Origin of the sequence: Nocardioides sp., from assembly GCF_004803405.1 — a bacterium.
GTDB classification, from domain to species: domain Bacteria; phylum Actinomycetota; class Actinomycetes; order Propionibacteriales; family Nocardioidaceae; genus Nocardioides; species Nocardioides vastitatis.
The window spans coordinates 46,857-61,551 of record NZ_SSXI01000013.1 but is presented as its reverse complement, the minus strand read 5'-3'; the positions used below and the strand labels follow the sequence as shown (position 1 = coordinate 61,551).

The 14,695-nt window shown below is 71.7% G+C and carries 17 protein-coding genes, 1 tRNA gene and 1 riboswitch; of the genes, 9 read left to right on the top strand and 9 right to left on the bottom strand.

Annotated elements, in window-relative coordinates; translation table 11 throughout:
* On the bottom strand, window positions 1-741 hold a 741-nt coding region (locus E7Z54_RS01295; RefSeq protein ID WP_276606188.1), incomplete at its 3' end, for a galactokinase.
* Window positions 742-781: 40 nt separating this feature from the next.
* On the opposite strand from E7Z54_RS01295, the gene E7Z54_RS01290 reads away from it, so the two are divergent.
* Window positions 782-1,330, top strand: a complete 549-nt coding sequence (locus E7Z54_RS01290) for a nucleosidase (protein ID WP_240769449.1) — start codon at window positions 782-784, stop codon at window positions 1,328-1,330.
* A 6-nt stretch (window positions 1,331-1,336) separates the two neighbouring features.
* On the opposite strand, the gene E7Z54_RS01285 is transcribed toward E7Z54_RS01290, so the two are convergent.
* Both E7Z54_RS01285 and E7Z54_RS01280 read right to left on the bottom strand, forming a co-directional pair.
* Window positions 1,337-1,930, bottom strand: a complete 594-nt coding sequence (locus tag E7Z54_RS01285) for a LysR substrate-binding domain-containing protein (RefSeq protein WP_136431008.1) — start codon at window positions 1,928-1,930, stop codon at window positions 1,337-1,339.
* A 64-nt stretch (window positions 1,931-1,994) separates the two neighbouring features.
* Window positions 1,995-2,273, bottom strand: a complete 279-nt coding sequence (locus E7Z54_RS01280) for a Fe-S cluster assembly protein HesB (RefSeq protein WP_136431007.1) — start codon at window positions 2,271-2,273, stop codon at window positions 1,995-1,997.
* Between the two features lie 144 nt (window positions 2,274-2,417).
* On the opposite strand from E7Z54_RS01280, the gene E7Z54_RS01275 reads away from it, so the two are divergent.
* Window positions 2,418-2,506: transfer RNA gene (locus E7Z54_RS01275), tRNA-Leu, on the top strand.
* A 163-nt stretch (window positions 2,507-2,669) separates the two neighbouring features.
* Complete coding sequence (locus E7Z54_RS01270; protein ID WP_136431006.1) at window positions 2,670-3,797, top strand: carboxylate-amine ligase; 1,128 nt, start codon at window positions 2,670-2,672, stop codon at window positions 3,795-3,797.
* A 19-nt stretch (window positions 3,798-3,816) separates the two neighbouring features.
* Here the strand turns inward: E7Z54_RS01270 and E7Z54_RS01265 are convergent, their stop codons facing one another.
* Together E7Z54_RS01265 and E7Z54_RS22800 are read right to left on the bottom strand one after the other, a co-directional pair.
* Window positions 3,817-5,019 (bottom strand): M20 metallopeptidase family protein, encoded by a 1,203-nt coding sequence (locus E7Z54_RS01265; protein ID WP_136431005.1) that lies wholly within the window; start codon window positions 5,017-5,019, stop codon window positions 3,817-3,819.
* A 112-nt stretch (window positions 5,020-5,131) separates the two neighbouring features.
* Window positions 5,132-5,800, bottom strand: a complete 669-nt coding sequence (locus E7Z54_RS22800) for a hypothetical protein (protein ID WP_168798103.1) — start codon at window positions 5,798-5,800, stop codon at window positions 5,132-5,134.
* Between the two features lie 61 nt (window positions 5,801-5,861).
* On the opposite strand from E7Z54_RS22800, the gene E7Z54_RS01250 reads away from it, so the two are divergent.
* Entirely contained in the window at window positions 5,862-7,187 is a 1,326-nt protein-coding gene (locus tag E7Z54_RS01250) for a M20/M25/M40 family metallo-hydrolase (RefSeq protein ID WP_136431003.1), read from the top strand.
* A gap of 54 nt (window positions 7,188-7,241) precedes the next feature.
* On the opposite strand, the gene E7Z54_RS24125 is transcribed toward E7Z54_RS01250, so the two are convergent.
* Window positions 7,242-7,475, bottom strand: coding sequence for a DUF5703 family protein (locus E7Z54_RS24125; protein WP_136431002.1), 234 nt, complete (start codon window positions 7,473-7,475; stop codon window positions 7,242-7,244).
* Window positions 7,472-8,422, bottom strand: coding sequence for an aldo/keto reductase (locus E7Z54_RS01240; RefSeq protein WP_136431015.1), 951 nt, complete (start codon window positions 8,420-8,422; stop codon window positions 7,472-7,474). Before E7Z54_RS01240 ends, E7Z54_RS24125 begins: the two co-directional genes overlap by 4 nt.
* Before the next feature lie 72 nt (window positions 8,423-8,494).
* Between E7Z54_RS01240 and E7Z54_RS01235 the strand changes: the two genes are divergently transcribed.
* On the top strand, window positions 8,495-9,328 hold the full coding sequence (locus E7Z54_RS01235; protein ID WP_136431001.1) for an undecaprenyl-diphosphate phosphatase: 834 nt from the start codon (window positions 8,495-8,497) through the stop codon (window positions 9,326-9,328).
* A gap of 6 nt (window positions 9,329-9,334) precedes the next feature.
* On the opposite strand, the gene corA is transcribed toward E7Z54_RS01235, so the two are convergent.
* Complete coding sequence (gene corA, locus E7Z54_RS01230) at window positions 9,335-10,315, bottom strand: magnesium/cobalt transporter CorA (RefSeq protein WP_136431000.1); 981 nt, start codon at window positions 10,313-10,315, stop codon at window positions 9,335-9,337.
* Window positions 10,316-10,366: 51 nt separating this feature from the next.
* Between corA and E7Z54_RS01225 the strand changes: the two genes are divergently transcribed.
* From E7Z54_RS01225 to mshC, 4 genes are read left to right on the top strand one after another with little or no spacing between them, the layout of a single operon-like run.
* Window positions 10,367-11,095 (top strand): MSMEG_4193 family putative phosphomutase, encoded by a 729-nt coding sequence (locus E7Z54_RS01225; protein ID WP_136430999.1) that lies wholly within the window; start codon window positions 10,367-10,369, stop codon window positions 11,093-11,095.
* Between the two features lie 9 nt (window positions 11,096-11,104).
* Window positions 11,105-11,677, top strand: a complete 573-nt coding sequence (locus E7Z54_RS01220) for a DUF3090 domain-containing protein (RefSeq protein ID WP_136430998.1) — start codon at window positions 11,105-11,107, stop codon at window positions 11,675-11,677.
* The gene (locus tag E7Z54_RS01215) at window positions 11,674-12,417 is read left to right on the top strand and encodes an SCO1664 family protein (RefSeq protein WP_136430997.1); all 744 of its coding nucleotides are present in this window, start codon (window positions 11,674-11,676) and stop codon (window positions 12,415-12,417) included. Before E7Z54_RS01220 ends, E7Z54_RS01215 begins: the two co-directional genes overlap by 4 nt.
* A 30-nt stretch (window positions 12,418-12,447) precedes the next feature.
* A complete protein-coding gene (gene mshC, locus E7Z54_RS01210; RefSeq protein ID WP_136430996.1) occupies window positions 12,448-13,683 on the top strand; it encodes a cysteine--1-D-myo-inosityl 2-amino-2-deoxy-alpha-D-glucopyranoside ligase in 1,236 nt (411 codons plus the stop codon).
* 40 nt (window positions 13,684-13,723) lie between these two features.
* On the opposite strand, the gene E7Z54_RS01205 is transcribed toward mshC, so the two are convergent.
* Window positions 13,724-14,569, bottom strand: coding sequence for a PAC2 family protein (locus E7Z54_RS01205; protein ID WP_378527281.1), 846 nt, complete (start codon window positions 14,567-14,569; stop codon window positions 13,724-13,726).
* A 41-nt stretch (window positions 14,570-14,610) separates the two neighbouring features.
* A riboswitch (S-adenosyl-L-homocysteine riboswitch) is annotated at window positions 14,611-14,691 on the top strand.
* The last annotated feature ends 4 nt before the right edge of the window (window positions 14,692-14,695 follow it).

The following is a 14,695-nucleotide window of genomic DNA, read 5'->3' as shown; positions in this document are numbered from 1 at the left end:
ACCGGCGACCTCGGGGAGCCGCTCGACGTCGTCGAGCGAGGCGCCACGGAGCGAGGGAACGCCCAGGGCGGCGGCCGCTGCCTCGCACTCGGCTCGTCGCTGGGCGTAGCCCCCGTCGCCGTCGGCCAGCTCGTGCCGGACGCCCGTGTCGGTGATCAGGATCGCCAGCCCTGCCGTGCACAGGGGAAGCGGCACCCGCTCGGCGCGCGGCGCGGCAGGATCCTCGAAGTCCACGAGTACGGCGTGCTCCTCCGCCCCGAGCAGGGATGCGAGCTGGTCCAGCCCACCGGTGGGAGCGCGGACGTAGTCCGCCTCCGCTCGCCGGCACGCCTCGGCCAGGAAGCGGCGGAGCGGGTCGTCGAGCGGCCGGTCGAGCAGCGTGGCGATGGCGACTCCGACCGCGCACTCGAGCGCGGCCGAGCTGGACAGGCCGGCGCCCAGCGGGACCGTCGACTCGAGCGTGATGTCCAGCCCAGGCACGGCCCAGCCGGACTCCTGCAGCGACCAGATCACGCCGGCGACGTACGCGGGCCAACCGGTGACGGCACGGCTGGAGATCTCCTCGAGCGTGCCCTGCCAGCGACCGGCGCCGTCGCTGGTGACGACGACCAGGTCGTCGGGTCTGGTGCTGACGGCCGCCGTGGTCGCGAGCGGGATCGCGAACGGCAGGCAGAGGCCGCCGTTGTAGTCGGTGTGCTCGCCGATCAGGTTCACGCGGCCCGGCGCGCGGGTGGTAACCATGGTCACGGCACCATCCTTGCGGATCGCTAGATTGAGCGTCGTGCCGCGTCCACTCGTCGTCGCCGCGACCGCGGCCGAAGCCGCCCACGTCCCGCGCGAGATCGAGGTCCTCGTCACCGGCCTCGGCAAGACGGCGGCCGCGGCGGTGCTCGCGCGCCACCTTGCGACCCGTCCCGACCTCGCGGAGGTCGTGGTGGTGAACCTCGGCACTGCTGGAGCGCTCCACGACCACGTCGAAGGACTCTTCGAGGTCGGCACCGTGATCAACCACGACATCAGTGCCGACGCGATCCGGGCGCTGGGCTACGACCCGCGGGAACGGCTGACGGTCGGGCCGGGGGAGACCGTGCTGGCGAGCGGAGACGTGTTCGTGACCGACCCGGTCGTGCGGGCGGGGCTGGCGGCACGGGCGCAGCTGGTCGACATGGAGGGGTATGCCGTGGCCTTCGTGGCGCAGGAGTTCGGCCTCCCGTGCCGGCTGGTCAAGCACGTCTCGGACAACGCCGACGAGGGCGCGATGGATTGGGTGTCGCTGGTGGACCGCAGCGCGCGCGCCCTGGGCGAGTGGGTGACGAACCAGGCCTGGTGACGGCGGTCAGCGGCTGCTGCTCGCGCGGCGGCCGCGCACCACGCCCACGAAGTCCTGGTGGACGGGGCTGTCCGCCTCACGAAGCCAGATCAGCCCGATCGTGGTCGGCTCCAGGTCGACCGGCCGGTGAACGACGTCCTTGCGGTGGTGCAGCCGGGCGACCGACATCGGCACGATCACGATTCCGGCGCCGGAGGCCGCGACCTCGATGGCGTCCTTCGCCGACATCGGCGGGAAGTCCCGCTGCGTCACCGTGGGCGCCCAACCGGAGGGATGGGGCAGCACGAGCTGCTCGTCCGCCAGCTCGTCCGGGGGCAGCGCCGTGTCCGGGTCGGCGGCCGCCACGAAGTGGTCGAGCCCTGCGACGACGACCGGCACCTCGTCGTAGAGCCGGACGCAGTGGAGCGGCGCGGGAGAGTCCAGGTCGACGGGAAGGCGGGCGAGGGCCAGGTCCGCATCGCCGTCGTCGAGCACGGCGCGCTGCACCGACTCCTCGATCGGGAGGAGCGTGAGCCGGATCTGTGGGTTCCGCTCGCGCCATGCGCGGGCCCACTTGTCGGGGGTGACCCCGGGGACGAAGGCCACGCGCAGCTGCTCCATCCCGCAAGGATCTCAGAAGGAGGGTGCGGAGGTGGGGCGGCGTCGCCCCACCTCCGCAAGGCGACTAGCCCTGGGCCATCAGGCCGAACTGCAGGCTGCCGGTCTCGTCGACGCCGGCGTCGAGCACCATCGCGTCGAGCTGCTCGGCTGCCGGCTGGTCGAGGTAGACGGTCGCGCCGTCCTGCTCGACGACCAGGTCGCCGGGCTCGGGCTGCGGCGTCGCGGCGACGGCGAAGCCGGTTTCAGGGGCACTGCTGATCCTCAGGCCGGCGGTCTCGGGAGCGTCGGGAGCGGTGGTCAGCTCCTTGACGATGGCGGTGGCGTTCTCGGTCAGGGTGAGCATGGGAAAGCCTTCCCATAGAGGACAGGACCCTTCCCACCGTTGCAGCCGGGGCCGCGTCGTTCAAGCGAGGGGAACGGACGGCGGGGCGAAGCCGGTCCCGATGCGGGATCCGGGCGAGTCCTTTGCTAACGTTTCCCCGCACTCGTCCGGGTGGCGGAATTGGCAGACGCGCTAGCTTGAGGTGCTAGTGCCCGTATTAGGGCGTGGGGGTTCAAGTCCCCCCTCGGACACCAGAAGATCCCCGAGTCTCTGCAGGTCAGAGGCTCGGGGATCGCTGATTTCAATCGCCGGCTCGAGGAGTAGGGCGGCCCCGATCGCGACGCGCCCGTGGGCGGATCCACCCACCGGCTTGGACGGTCCTTTCGCGGAGCCTTGGCCACCCGACAGACTGGCCGTATGGCGCGGACGGTCGGGGTCGAGGAAGAGCTCCTGGTCGTGGACAAGGAGAGCGGTCGCCCGCGCTCCGTCGCGGGGAGGGTGATCCGGCAGGCCGGGGTGCCCGCGCCGGTACGAGGCAGCGACGCTGAGGACGAGCCCGGCGGGCGGTTGGGCTCGGAGTTCAAGCAGGAGCAGGTGGAGACCGACACCTCGCCGCGGGCGAGCATGGCCGACCTGGAGACGGATCTGCGCCAGTGGCGAGACATCGCCGTGGTGGCGGCGCGCAAGGTCGGCGCGCGGGTCGTGGCCACCGGCACCTCTCCGGCCGCGGTCACCCCGCACCTGGTCCGGGACGAGCGCTACGAGCGGATGTCCGAGCGCTACGGCATCACCGCCACCGAGCACCTGACCTGCGGCTGCCACGTCCATGTCGCGGTCGAGTCGGACGACGAGGGCGTGATCGCCCTGAACCGGATGCGGGTCTGGCTTCCTGCGCTGCTCGCCCTCAGCGCGAACTCGCCGTACTGGAACGGCAAGGACACCGGGTATGCCAGCTTCCGGTCCCAGGCCATGGCGCGGTGGCCGTCGGCCGGGCCGACGGAGCTGTTCGCATCGGGTGAGCACTACTGGTCGAGCGTCGCGCGGATGGTCGCCACCGGTGTGATCCTGGACGAGGGGATGGTCTACTTCGACGCCCGGCTGTCGGCGCGGTACCCGACCGTCGAGATCCGGGTCGCGGACGTCTGTCTGGACGTGCGGGACGCCGTCCTGATCGCGTCCCTGTGTCGCGGTCTGGTCGATACGGCGGTGTCCGACGACGCTGCTGGCGTGCCGGTGCCCGAGGTCTCCACCGCGATGTTGCGGCTGGCCATGTGGCAGGCCTCGCGCGACGGGGTCGATGGCGAGCTGCTGGACCCGGCGACCTGCCGACCACGACCTGGACGCGAGGTGGTCGCCAGGCTCTACGAGCACGTCCGGCCGGCGCTGGAGGCGACCAGCGACGCTCACGCCGTGCAGATGCGTCTCGCCGAGGTTATGGCGACCGGAAACGGGGCGCGCCAGCAGCGGCAGGTCCTTCGGAGGACCCATCAGATCGGTGACGTCGTGGCTCACCTCGCGCGGGTCACCGCCGGCCAGCTGGAGTGACGGGACCCTCTCTCAGCTCCTAAGCCGCCCGGTCCGCGACCGTGTCGCGGGCGGCCAGGTAGCCGGCCAGCATCGCTCGGGCCACGTCCCCGACCGACTCGTCCGGCGGCAGGAAGTCGGGATGGTGCAGACCGGGGTCGTCCCCGTTCTCGGAACCCACGCCCACGAACACCATCAGCGACGGCACGAGAGTGCAGTAGTAGGAGAAGTCGTCGGCACCACAGGACCGCAGCGGTGGAGCCGGGCTCAGCCCAGCCCGCTGCAACCAGCCGGTGGCCGAGGCGGCGAGCGCCTTGTCGTTGACCAGGACCGGCGCGCCCAGGGTGACCTCGACCAGGGAGTCGCACCCGTGCACGTCGGTCACCGAGCGCGTCGTCTCCTCGATCGCGCGGTGCAGCCGAACCCGGTCATGCTCGTCGAAGGTGCGCAGGATTCCGCGCATCCGCACCGTGGCCGGTACGACGTTGGGCGAGTTCCCGCCGCTGATGGAGCCGACCGTCAACACCGTGGGATGGGTCGGGTCGACCTGCCGTGAGACCAGGTGCTGCAGGCTGCCGACGAGGTCGGCGGCGGCGACCACCGGGTCCGCGGTCAGGTGCGGGTAGGCCGCATGTCCGGGCCGGCCGCGAACCTCGATCGCGAACTGGTCGGCGGCCGCGTTGACCGGCCCTGGTGACGCCGAGAAGCAGCCCCTCGGCAGCGTCGGCTGCACGTGGGCCCCGAGGAAGGCTCGGATGTCGTGGTCGGCGAAGGTCGACGACAGCGCGATGTCCTGGGCGCCGGACGGCACCGTCTCCTCCCGGGGCTGCAGCACCACGACCAGCGGCAGCGGCGCGCCCACGTCCCGGAGCGCGCGCACCAGCGCCACGGTGGCAGCCATGTGCACGTCGTGCCCGCAGGCGTGCATCGCGCCGCTGTGCGAGCGCCACTCGACGTCCGTGGTCTCCCGGACGGGCAGCGCGTCCAGCTCGGCTCGGAGCCCGATCGAAGGACCGTCGGGATCGCCCACGCGGAGCACGGCCCCGCCCTTGGGGAACAGGCCGTCGGTGAACCCCATCGCGTCCATCAGGGTCGCGGTGGTGTCGCGCTCCTCGCCGCTCAGCCGCGGCTCGGCGTGCAGCCGTCGGCGCAGGTCCACGGCGGCACCGGTGTGCTCGTCGAGGGCCCGGAAGAGGTCTGCACAGCGTTCGGACGTCTGTGCGGTGCTGGTCGACGACACCATGCTCGGACGGTACCCACTGACCGCCAGCTGACCGGTCCTCTGGACCGGCCGCCACCGTTTTCTCGTGCCCCGGCGCACGCCGCGATGCCGGGCGCTCTCACCACCTGAGCGCTCAGCCCGCAGACCGACGGACCTCGTCTCCGTCCAGGTCGAAACTGATCAAGGCCACCTCGCCGCGATCGTTGTCGGCCTGTGCGGTGATCCATCCGACGGCCTGGTCCTCGTCACCGGCAGCGGGCTGCGGACGGCTGATCGACAGAGAGGAGTCGTCGGGATCCTCGACCAGGGCGCGGACGTCCGCACACATCCCGCCGAATCGGGACGGGTCCACCGAGGCCAGGTCGAACGGCTCGGCCCCGCGGTCGGTGATCCCCTCCTCGCCCATCGCGTGAAGCTCGCCGTCCCAGCGATAGCGCGTCAGCCGCTCCTCGTCCCCGTCCGGCGAGACGTCGTCGTACCCATCGGTCGTGAGGTAGACATCGGCACGGTCCTCGTGGAGCCGCAGGGTCCTCACCTCGGTGCTCCCCGTCTCCTCCTCGAGCTCCTCCAGGAGGAGCTCGAAGCCCTCGACCGTCTGCGGCTCAGCCGGCTCCCCTACGACGACCGCGACACCCCCTGCACCGGCCCCTCCGACGACCGCCAGGCCGACGAGCGCCCCTGCCAGGCGGCGGCGTCGGCGCGAGCCAGGCGCGACGGGAGCGGTGCCGTCCGGCTGCGAGTCCCCGCGACCGGAGTAGGTGCTCCATCCGGGGGAGTAGACGTGCCAGTCGGGGGGCGTCACAGCCAGCACGGTAGCGCCAGGGCGGCGGCCCTCGCCGCGATCGCCGTGCGACCATGGCCGCATGGACGGTCCGCAGCACCAGGGAGGCGCGCCCGGCGTGGCGGCCGAGGTCGTCGACATCTGCCGCGAGCTGATCAGGATCGACACCTCCAACTACGGCAGCGAGGAGGGCCCCGGGGAGAGGAAGGCGGCGGAGTACGTCGCCGGGCTGCTCGACGACGTCGGCATCGCCGCCGAGGTGGTGGAGACGGCCCCCGGCCGCGCGAACGTGCTCGCTCGCTGGGGCGGTGCCGGCGACCGCGACGACGCCCTGCTGCTGCACGGCCACCTCGACGTGGTGCCCGCGGCCGCCGAGGACTGGCAGGTCCATCCCTTCAGCGGTGAGGTCCAGGACGGCTACGTCTGGGGTCGTGGGGCGGTGGACATGAAGGACTTCGACGCGATGCTGCTGTCGGTCGTCCGCGCCCGCCAGCTCGCCGGCCGGGTCCCCGACCGGCCGGTGGTGCTCTGCTTCACCGCCGACGAGGAGGCCGGCGGTCACCAGGGTGCCGAGCTGCTGCTTCGCGACCACCGCGAGTGGTTCGAGGGATGCACGGAGGCCGTCGGCGAGGTCGGCGGCTTCAGCACCACGGTCCGCGGCCGGCGGCTGTACCTGATCGAGGCGGCCGAGAAGGGCATGGCGTGGATGAGGCTGACCGCCCGCGGCCGAGCCGGCCATGGCTCGATGATCAACGACGACAACGCCGTCACCCGGCTCGCGACGGCGGTCGCGCGGATCGGCGCGCACGAATGGCCGGTCCGGCTGACGCCCACGATGAAGACGCTGCTCGCGGCGGTCGCGGACCTCGCGGGCACCGAGGCCACGCCTGAGAACGCGGAGGAGCTGGTGCAGGAGTTCGGTGGCGCGGCCAGGATGCTCGGCGCCGTGCTCCGCAACTCCACGAACCCGACGATGCTCGGTGCCGGCTACAAGCTGAACGTGATCCCGACCGAGGCGACGGCGTACGTCGACGGGCGTTTCCTGCCGGGCTTCGAGGACGAGTTCTTCACGACCCTGGCCGAGCTGACCGGAGACGACGTGAGCGTCGACTTCGTCTCCAACCAGCCGCCCTGGGAGACGCCGTACGACGGCCCCCTCGTCGACGCGATGACCCGCAGCCTGCTGGCCGAGGACCCCGGCGCGGTCGTCGCGCCGTTCCTCATGAGCGGCGGCACCGACGCGAAGCACTTCAACAAGCTGGGGCTGCGTGCCTACGGGTTCGCGCCGCTTCGGCTTCCGGAGGATCTCGACTTCACCGCGCTCTTCCACGGCGTGGACGAGCGGGTCCCGGTCGACGCGCTGGAGTTCGGCGCGCGCGTGATGGACCGCTTCCTGGACCTCGCGTGAGCGCAGCGCACCGCCGGTGGTCGAGGAGGTTGCGCAGCGCTACCGTCTCGGGACCTACGCGGTCCGCACCGCCCGGATGATCTTGCGGCGGAGCACCACGCGCCGCTTGCCGTCGGGGCCGATCTGCACCCGGTCGAGCTCCCAGCCGCCGTGCTCGGCGCGCTCGACGAGCAGCCGCGTGACCATGTTGCGCGAGAACTCACGGTCGAACGTGATCTGCTCGAACTCCCACTCGACGCCGCGGCCGAGCCCGCGGACGAGGGAGGACCGCAGCGCAGAACTGGTCACTCGCCGCTCCCGGAGACGTCGTCCAGCGCCACCCGGATCTCCGGCGGCAGCTCCTTGGCCTCGGTCGCGAGCGCCGCGCGGAGGTGGGCGGCGGTCCGTGCGCCGACGATCGGCGCGGTGACACCGGGTCGGTCACGCACCCACACCAGAGCGACCTCGAGCGGGGTCCAGCCCAGGCCGTCGGCAGCGCGCACCACAGCCTCCACGATGCCGCGTCCGCGGTCGTCGAGGTACTCCTCGAGCATGCCTGCGTGCTCGGACGCGCCGCGCGACCCCGAGGGGGTCCCGGTCCGGTACTTGCCGGTCAGCACGCCCTTGCCGAGCGGGGAGTAGGGCAGCACGCCGAGTCCGGTGGCGCGTGCCGCGGGCAGCACCTCGTCCTCGACGGCTCGGTTGACGAGCGAGTACTCCACCTGGGTGGACGTGATCGGCGCGCGACCGGGCACTGCGCGCTGCCACGTGGCGGCCTGCGCGGTCTGCCAGCCGGAGTAGTTCGAGATGCCGATGTAGGCGACCCGGCCGCTGCTCACGGCGGTGTCCAAGGCTGCGAGCGTCTCGTCGAGCGGCGTGCGGTCGTCCCAGACGTGCATCTGCCACAGGTCGACATGGTCGACCCCCAGGCGTCGCAGCGACAGGTCGAGCGCCGCGAGAATGGTGCCGCGCGAGGCGTCGTACGTCGCATGCCCCCGACGGACGCCGAAGCCGGCCTTGGTAGCGATCACGACGTCGTCGCGGGTCACCACGTCGCCGACCAGCCGTCCGAGCAGCTCCTCGGACGCGCCGTCGCCGTAGATGTGCGCGGTGTCGACCAGGGTGCCGCCGGCCTCGACGAAGGCGATCAGCTGGTCGCGCGCCTCGTGCTCGTCGGTGTCCTTGCCCCAGGTCATCGCGCCGAGGGCGAGGCGCGACACCCGGAGTCCACTGGCGCCGACGTACCGCTGCTGCATGGGCCACAAGGTATCCGGCTCCGGGTAGGCCGCGTGCTTGGCCACGCCGCGTGCCTCCTAGGATCCAGCGTCGTGGCGGACTTCCTGAAGGCGGTTTTCCTCGGCACCCTTCAGGGGATGACCGAGTTCCTGCCGATCTCGAGCAGTGCCCATCTGCGGATCTTCCCCGAGCTGTTCGGCTGGGGCGACCCGGGCGCCGCCTTCACCGCCGTGATCCAGATCGGCACCGAGCTGGCCGTGCTCATCTACTTCCGCAAGGACATCTGGCGGATCGCGCGCACATGGGTGCTCTCCCTGGCCAGGCCGGAGTACCGGGGCTCCCTGGACGCGCGGATGGGCTGGTACATCATCGTCGGCTCACTGCCGATCGTGGTGCTGGGCGTGCTTCTGAAGGACATCATCGAGCGGGACTTCCGCAACCTCTGGATCATCGGCACCACGCTGATCGTGCTCGGCGTCCTGCTCGGGCTGGCCGACCGGATCGGCCGGACCGACCGCCAGATCAAGCAGATGACCCTTCGGCATGCGGCCATGATGGGCGGGGCGCAGGCGCTGGCCCTGATCCCCGGGGTGTCCCGCTCGGGAGCGACGCTCTCGATGGGCCGCCTCCTCGGCTACGAGCGCGAGGCCGCGACCCGGTTCGCGTTCCTGCTCGCGATCCCGGCGGTCGTCGGAGCCGGGCTGTTCGAGCTCAAGGAGATCCCACACGGGCACAACGACTTCGGCTGGGGTCCGACCATCACCGCGACGGTGGTGTCGTTCGTGGTCGGCTATGCCGCGATCGCGTGGCTGCTGCGGTACGTGTCGCGGCACTCCTACACACCGTTCGTGCTCTACCGGGTGCTGCTCGGCTCGGCCGTGCTGGTGCTGCTCGCCGTCGACGTGTTGCACGCCCAGCCGGTCTGACAGATCTCAGAGCCAGCCGGAGCGCTTGAAGAACCAGAACAGCCCGGCACAGCTCGCCACCATCAACAGGACCGAGAACGGGTAGCCCAGCGTCCAGTGGAGCTCGGGCATGTTGTCGGAGTTCATCCCGTAGACCCCGGCGATCAGCATCGGGACCGCGGCGAGTCCGATTCCTGCCGAGATCTTGCGCATGTCGTCGTTCTGCTGGACCGCCACCCGGGCCAGGTGGGCGTCGAACGCCGTCGAGAGCAGGCCATCGAGTGACTCGAGCTCGTCGGCGGCCAGCTGCAGGTGGTCGCTGACGTCGCGGAAGAACGGCCCCGCGTCCGCCGAGATCAGCTCGACGGCACCGCCGGCGAAGCGCCGCATCGGGTCGCGAAGGGGAAGCACCGATCGTCGAACCTCGGCCAGCTCCCGCTTGAGGGTGTAGATCCGGTTCGCGTCGTTGGTGCGGCGATCGGAGAACACCGACGTCTCCACCTCGTCGACGTCGGTCTGCAGGTCGGCGACGACCGCCGTGTAGCCGTCGACGACGGCATCGACCACGGCGTAGACGACCGCCGAGGGGCCGTGGTCCAGGACCGCCTGTTGTGCCTCCAGGGCGTGCCGGGCGTCGCTGAGCGGCGAGCCGCGACCGTGCCTGACGGTGATCACGAACCGCGGCCCGATGAACACGTTGATCTCGCCGGTCTCGACCGCGTCGTCCTGGTCGACGTACCAGAGCGTCTTGAGGACGAGGAACAGGCTGTTCTCGTACTGCTCGAGCTTCGGCCGCTGGTGCGCGACCACGGCGTCCTCCACCGCCAGCGGGTGCAGTGCGAACGCCTCGGCGATGTCGGAGAGCTCGGCCAGGCTGGGCTCGTAGAGGCCGACCCAGACGAAGTCGTGGTGCTCCGACGCGGCAGTCCGCAACGCGGCGTAGTCCTGGGGGTGACAGGCCACCGGAAGGCGACGGCCTCCGCGGTAGACCGCGCTGTCGACGATCACGACCGGCACGCTACTAGGACGGGATTGGGAGACACGCCCTACGCTCGCGCCATGGCCACCCTGCTCCTGCTGCGCCACGGCCGGACCACCGCGAACGCGTCCGGCATCCTGGCGGGACGCACGCCGGGCGTGCGCCTCGACGAGCGAGGAGCCGAGCAGGCCGCCCGGGCCGCCGCCCGGATCGCCGGGGTGCAGATCAGCGGGCTCCTGACCAGCCCGCAGGAGCGCTGCCGGCAGACCGCCTCGGCGGTCGGCGAGGCTCAGCGGCATGCCGGTCACCCGGTGACCAGGGCGGTGACCGAGAAGGGCCTCGCCGAGTGCGACTACGGCGACTGGCAGGGCCGGCCGATCCGCGAGCTCGCGAAGCACAAGCTCTGGCGGACGGTCCAGCAGCACCCGTCGGCCGCGACCTTTCCGGGCGGCGAGTCGATGGTCGCGATGCAGCAGCGCGCGGTGTCCGCCGTGCGACGCCTGGACGCGGCGATCGAGGCCGAGCACGGGCCTGGAGCGGTCTGGGTCGCGGTGAGCCACGGGGACATCATCAAGTCGGTCATCGCCGACGCCCTGGGCCTGCACCTCGACCTGTTCCAGCGGGTCCACGTCGACCCCGCCTCGGTCTCCGTGATCCGGTACACGCCGGACCGGCCGTACGTGCTCGCGAGCAACACCCACGACGGAGACCTCTCCTGGGTCGCCCCGCGCCCGGGCAAGCGACCGAGGCGCCGTTCGGCGGGCGCCGTCGTGGGCGGCGGCGACGGCCCCCCTGGCGACGACTCCTAGGCTGGGGCCATGCCGATCGTCCACGGATTCGACCCGCCCGAGCGCTTCGTCGCCGGCACCGTCGGCGAGCCGGGCAACCGAACCTTCTTCCTGCAGGCTCGCGCCGGGGCACGGGTCGTCTCGGTGTCCCTGGAGAAGCAGCAGGTGGCAGCGCTCGCGGAGCGGGTCGACGAGCTGCTCGACGAGGTGATGGCCGAGGGCACCACCCGCTCGGTGATCCCGGCCGTGGCGCCGCTCGACCTGGTCGACGACGCTCCTCTCGAGCAACCGATCGAGGAGGAGTTCCGGGCCGGCACGATGACCCTCTCCTGGGACCCCGACGACGAACGGGTCGTGATCGAGGTCTTCCCCGTGGGCGAGGAGCCGCTGGAGCTGGTCGAGGCTGTCGAGGACGTGGCGGCCGAGGAGCCCGTCGAGGTCCTGCTCGTCCGGCTCGAGCCCGGCCTCGCCCGCTCGTTCGTGAAGCGGGCGGAGTCCGTGATCGGCGCGGGGCGCCCGACCTGCCCGTTCTGTGGCCAGCCGATCGACCCGGACGGCCACCTGTGCGTCCGGGCCAACGGTTTCAAGCGCCGCGAGCCGTGAGCTCACTGACCCTGAAGGGCCGGATCATGCCGGCCTCCAATGCGACCTTCCTCGCCGAGATCGAAGGCCGTGAAGTCGTCTACAAGCCGGTCGCGGGGGAGCGTCCCCTCTGGGACTTCCCCGACGGCACCCTCGCGGACCGAGAGATCGCCGCCTACCTGGTTGCGGCTGCGACCGGATGGGACCTCGTGCCCCGGACGTGGTGGGGCGAGGGTCCCCACGGTCCCGGGATGGTCCAGGAGTGGCAGGAGGTCGACCCCGACGAGGACGCGGTCGCCCTGGTCCGACCGGGGGCTGTCCTGGATGGCTGGCTCCAGGTCCTGGAGGGCTTCGACGACCGTGACCACCCGGTCGCCCTCGTCCACGAGGACACTGTCGAGCTCCGCCGACTCGCCGTGTACGACGTACTCGTCAACAACGCCGACCGCAAGGGCGGCCACGTGCTCGCCATGCCTGGCGGCCACCGGTTCGGGGTCGACCACGGCGTCACCTTCCACCATGAGCCGAAGCTCCGCACGGTGCTCTGGGGCTGGGCGGGGTCGCCGCTCGCTCAGGCCGAGGTCGCCGTCGTTCGGAGCGTCCTCGCGGCCGTCCGCGGCGAGCTGGGCGCGGAGCTCGGCTTCCACCTGACTGAGCACGAGGTCCACGCGCTGGAGCGGCGCGCCGAGCGGCTGCTCGCGGCCGGCGAGCTGCCGGGTCCGTCCGGCGGCTGGCCGCCCATCCCGTGGCCCCCGTTCTGACCCGGCCTTCGGCTCGTTAGCATCGGTGCCATGCGCTCATGGTCTGCACCGGACGTCCCGGTGCTGCCGGTCACCGGCCCCCCTGTCGTCCTCCACGACACCGCCACCGGCGGCCGGGTCGAGACGCGCCCTGACGGGACCGCCCGCCTGTACGCCTGCGGCATCACGCCCTACGACGCCACGCACATCGGGCACGCCAACACCTACGTGGCGTTCGACCTGCTCTACCGGGCCTGGCGCGCGGCCGGCTACGACGTCCGCTACGTCCAGAACGTCACCGACGTCGACGACCCGCTGCTCGAGCGCGCCGCCAAGGTGGGCGTGGACTGGGTCGAGCTCGCCGAGCGGGAGACCGAGCTGTTCCGCAAGGACATGGAGGCGCTCAGGGTGCTGCCGCCTGCGGAGTACGTCGGCGCCGTCGAGTCGATCCCGCTCGTCATCGAGCTGCTCCAGCGGCTCGACGCCGCCGGCGCGCTCTACCGGGTCGACGACGACCTCTACTTCTCCGTGACCGCCGACCCGGCCTTCGGCCTGGAGTCGGGCTACGACCGCGAGACGATGCTCCGCCTCTTCGGGGAGCGCGGCGGCGACCCCGACCGCCCGGGCAAGAAGGACCCGCTCGACTGCGTCGTATGGCTCGGCGAGCGGGAGGGTGAGCCGTCGTGGGACAGCCCCTTCGGCAAGGGCCGTCCGGGGTGGCACGTCGAGTGCGCCGCGATCGCGGAGACCCATCTCGGCACCTCCTTCGACGTGCAGGCTGGCGGCAGCGACCTGGTGTTCCCGCACCACGAGATGTCAGCGGGACACGTCCAGGCGGCCACCGGCGAGCGGTTCGCCCAGGTGTACGCGCACGCCGGGATGGTCGGGTACGACGGCGAGAAGATGTCCAAGTCGCTCGGCAACCTGGTGTTCGTCTCGGCACTCCGCAACAGCGACATCGACCCCATGGCGATCCGGCTCGCCCTGCTGCGCCACCACTACCGGGCGGACTGGGAGTGGACCGACGACCAGCTCTGGGAGGCGGTGGACGAGGTGGCCGACTGGCGCAGGGCGCTCGCGCTGGGCGCCGGTGCGCCGGCCGCACCCGTGGTGGAGGAGATCCTCGTAGCGCTGGCCGACGACCTCGACGCGCCCCGGGCCGTGGCCGCGGTCGACGGCTGGGTGAGGGCGACTCTGGGCACCGACGGCCTCGCCGACACCAGCGACCCGGACGCCGCGACGACGCTGCTGCCGGTGCTCGACGCCGCCCTGGGCCTGGCCCTCTGAGCGACCGGCCGTCCCACGCAGCGGCGGACAGCCTGTCTAGCTAGTCACCTTCGTCGCGTCGCTTGAGGTACCGCTCGAACTCCCGCGCGATCGCCTCCCCGGACGCCTCCGGCAGGTCAGCGGTGTCGCGGGACTCCTCGAGCTCGCGGACGTACTCCGCGATGTCCTCGTCCTCCTCGGCGAGCTCGTCCACGCCGCGCTCCCACGCCCGAGCCTCCTCGGGCAGGTCACCGAGCGGCAGCGGCGTCTCGAGCAGCTCCTCCAGACGGCCGAGCAGGGCGAGCGTCGCCTTGGGGCACGGCGGCTGCGCGACGTAGTGCGGAACCGCCGCCCAGTACGAGACCGCGGGCATGTCGAGCTTCACGCAGGCGTCCTGGATCACGCCGACGATCCCGGTCGGGCCCTCGTAGGTCGACTGCTCCAGCGAGAGACGCTCCAGCAGATCCGGCTCGGTGGAGGAGCCGGAGACCGGGATCGGCCGGGTGTGCGGGCTGTCGGAGAGCAGGGCGCCGAGTGTGACGAACAGCTCGCCGCCGAGCTCGTCGACGGTGGCGAGCACCTCGGCAGTGAACTGTCGCCACCGCATGTTGGGCTCGATGCCTCGGATCAGGATGACGTCGCGGTCCAGGTCCGGGGGAGAGGCGACCGCCACGTGCGTGCTCGGCCAGGTGATCTTGCGGAAACCGTGCTCGTCCATCCCGACGTTGGGCCGGTTGACCTGGAAGTCGTAGAACTCCTCCGGGTCGATCGCGGCGACCACCTTCGCGCCCCAGGCCTTCATCAGGTGATCGACGACCGCCGTCGCCGACTCCGCGGCATCGTTCCACCCCTCGAAAGCAGCGATGACCACCGGCCGGACCAGCTCGGGGACCGTCTCGATCTCCATCACGTTGCTGAGCCTAGTCGGCAGGCCCGGTAGGATCGGCACCAGCCGAGAGGCGTTGCAACGGACCGTCCACCGAGGAGGTTCGCCACGCTCGGCCGGACCACCAAGGGCGCCTTCCATCACGGA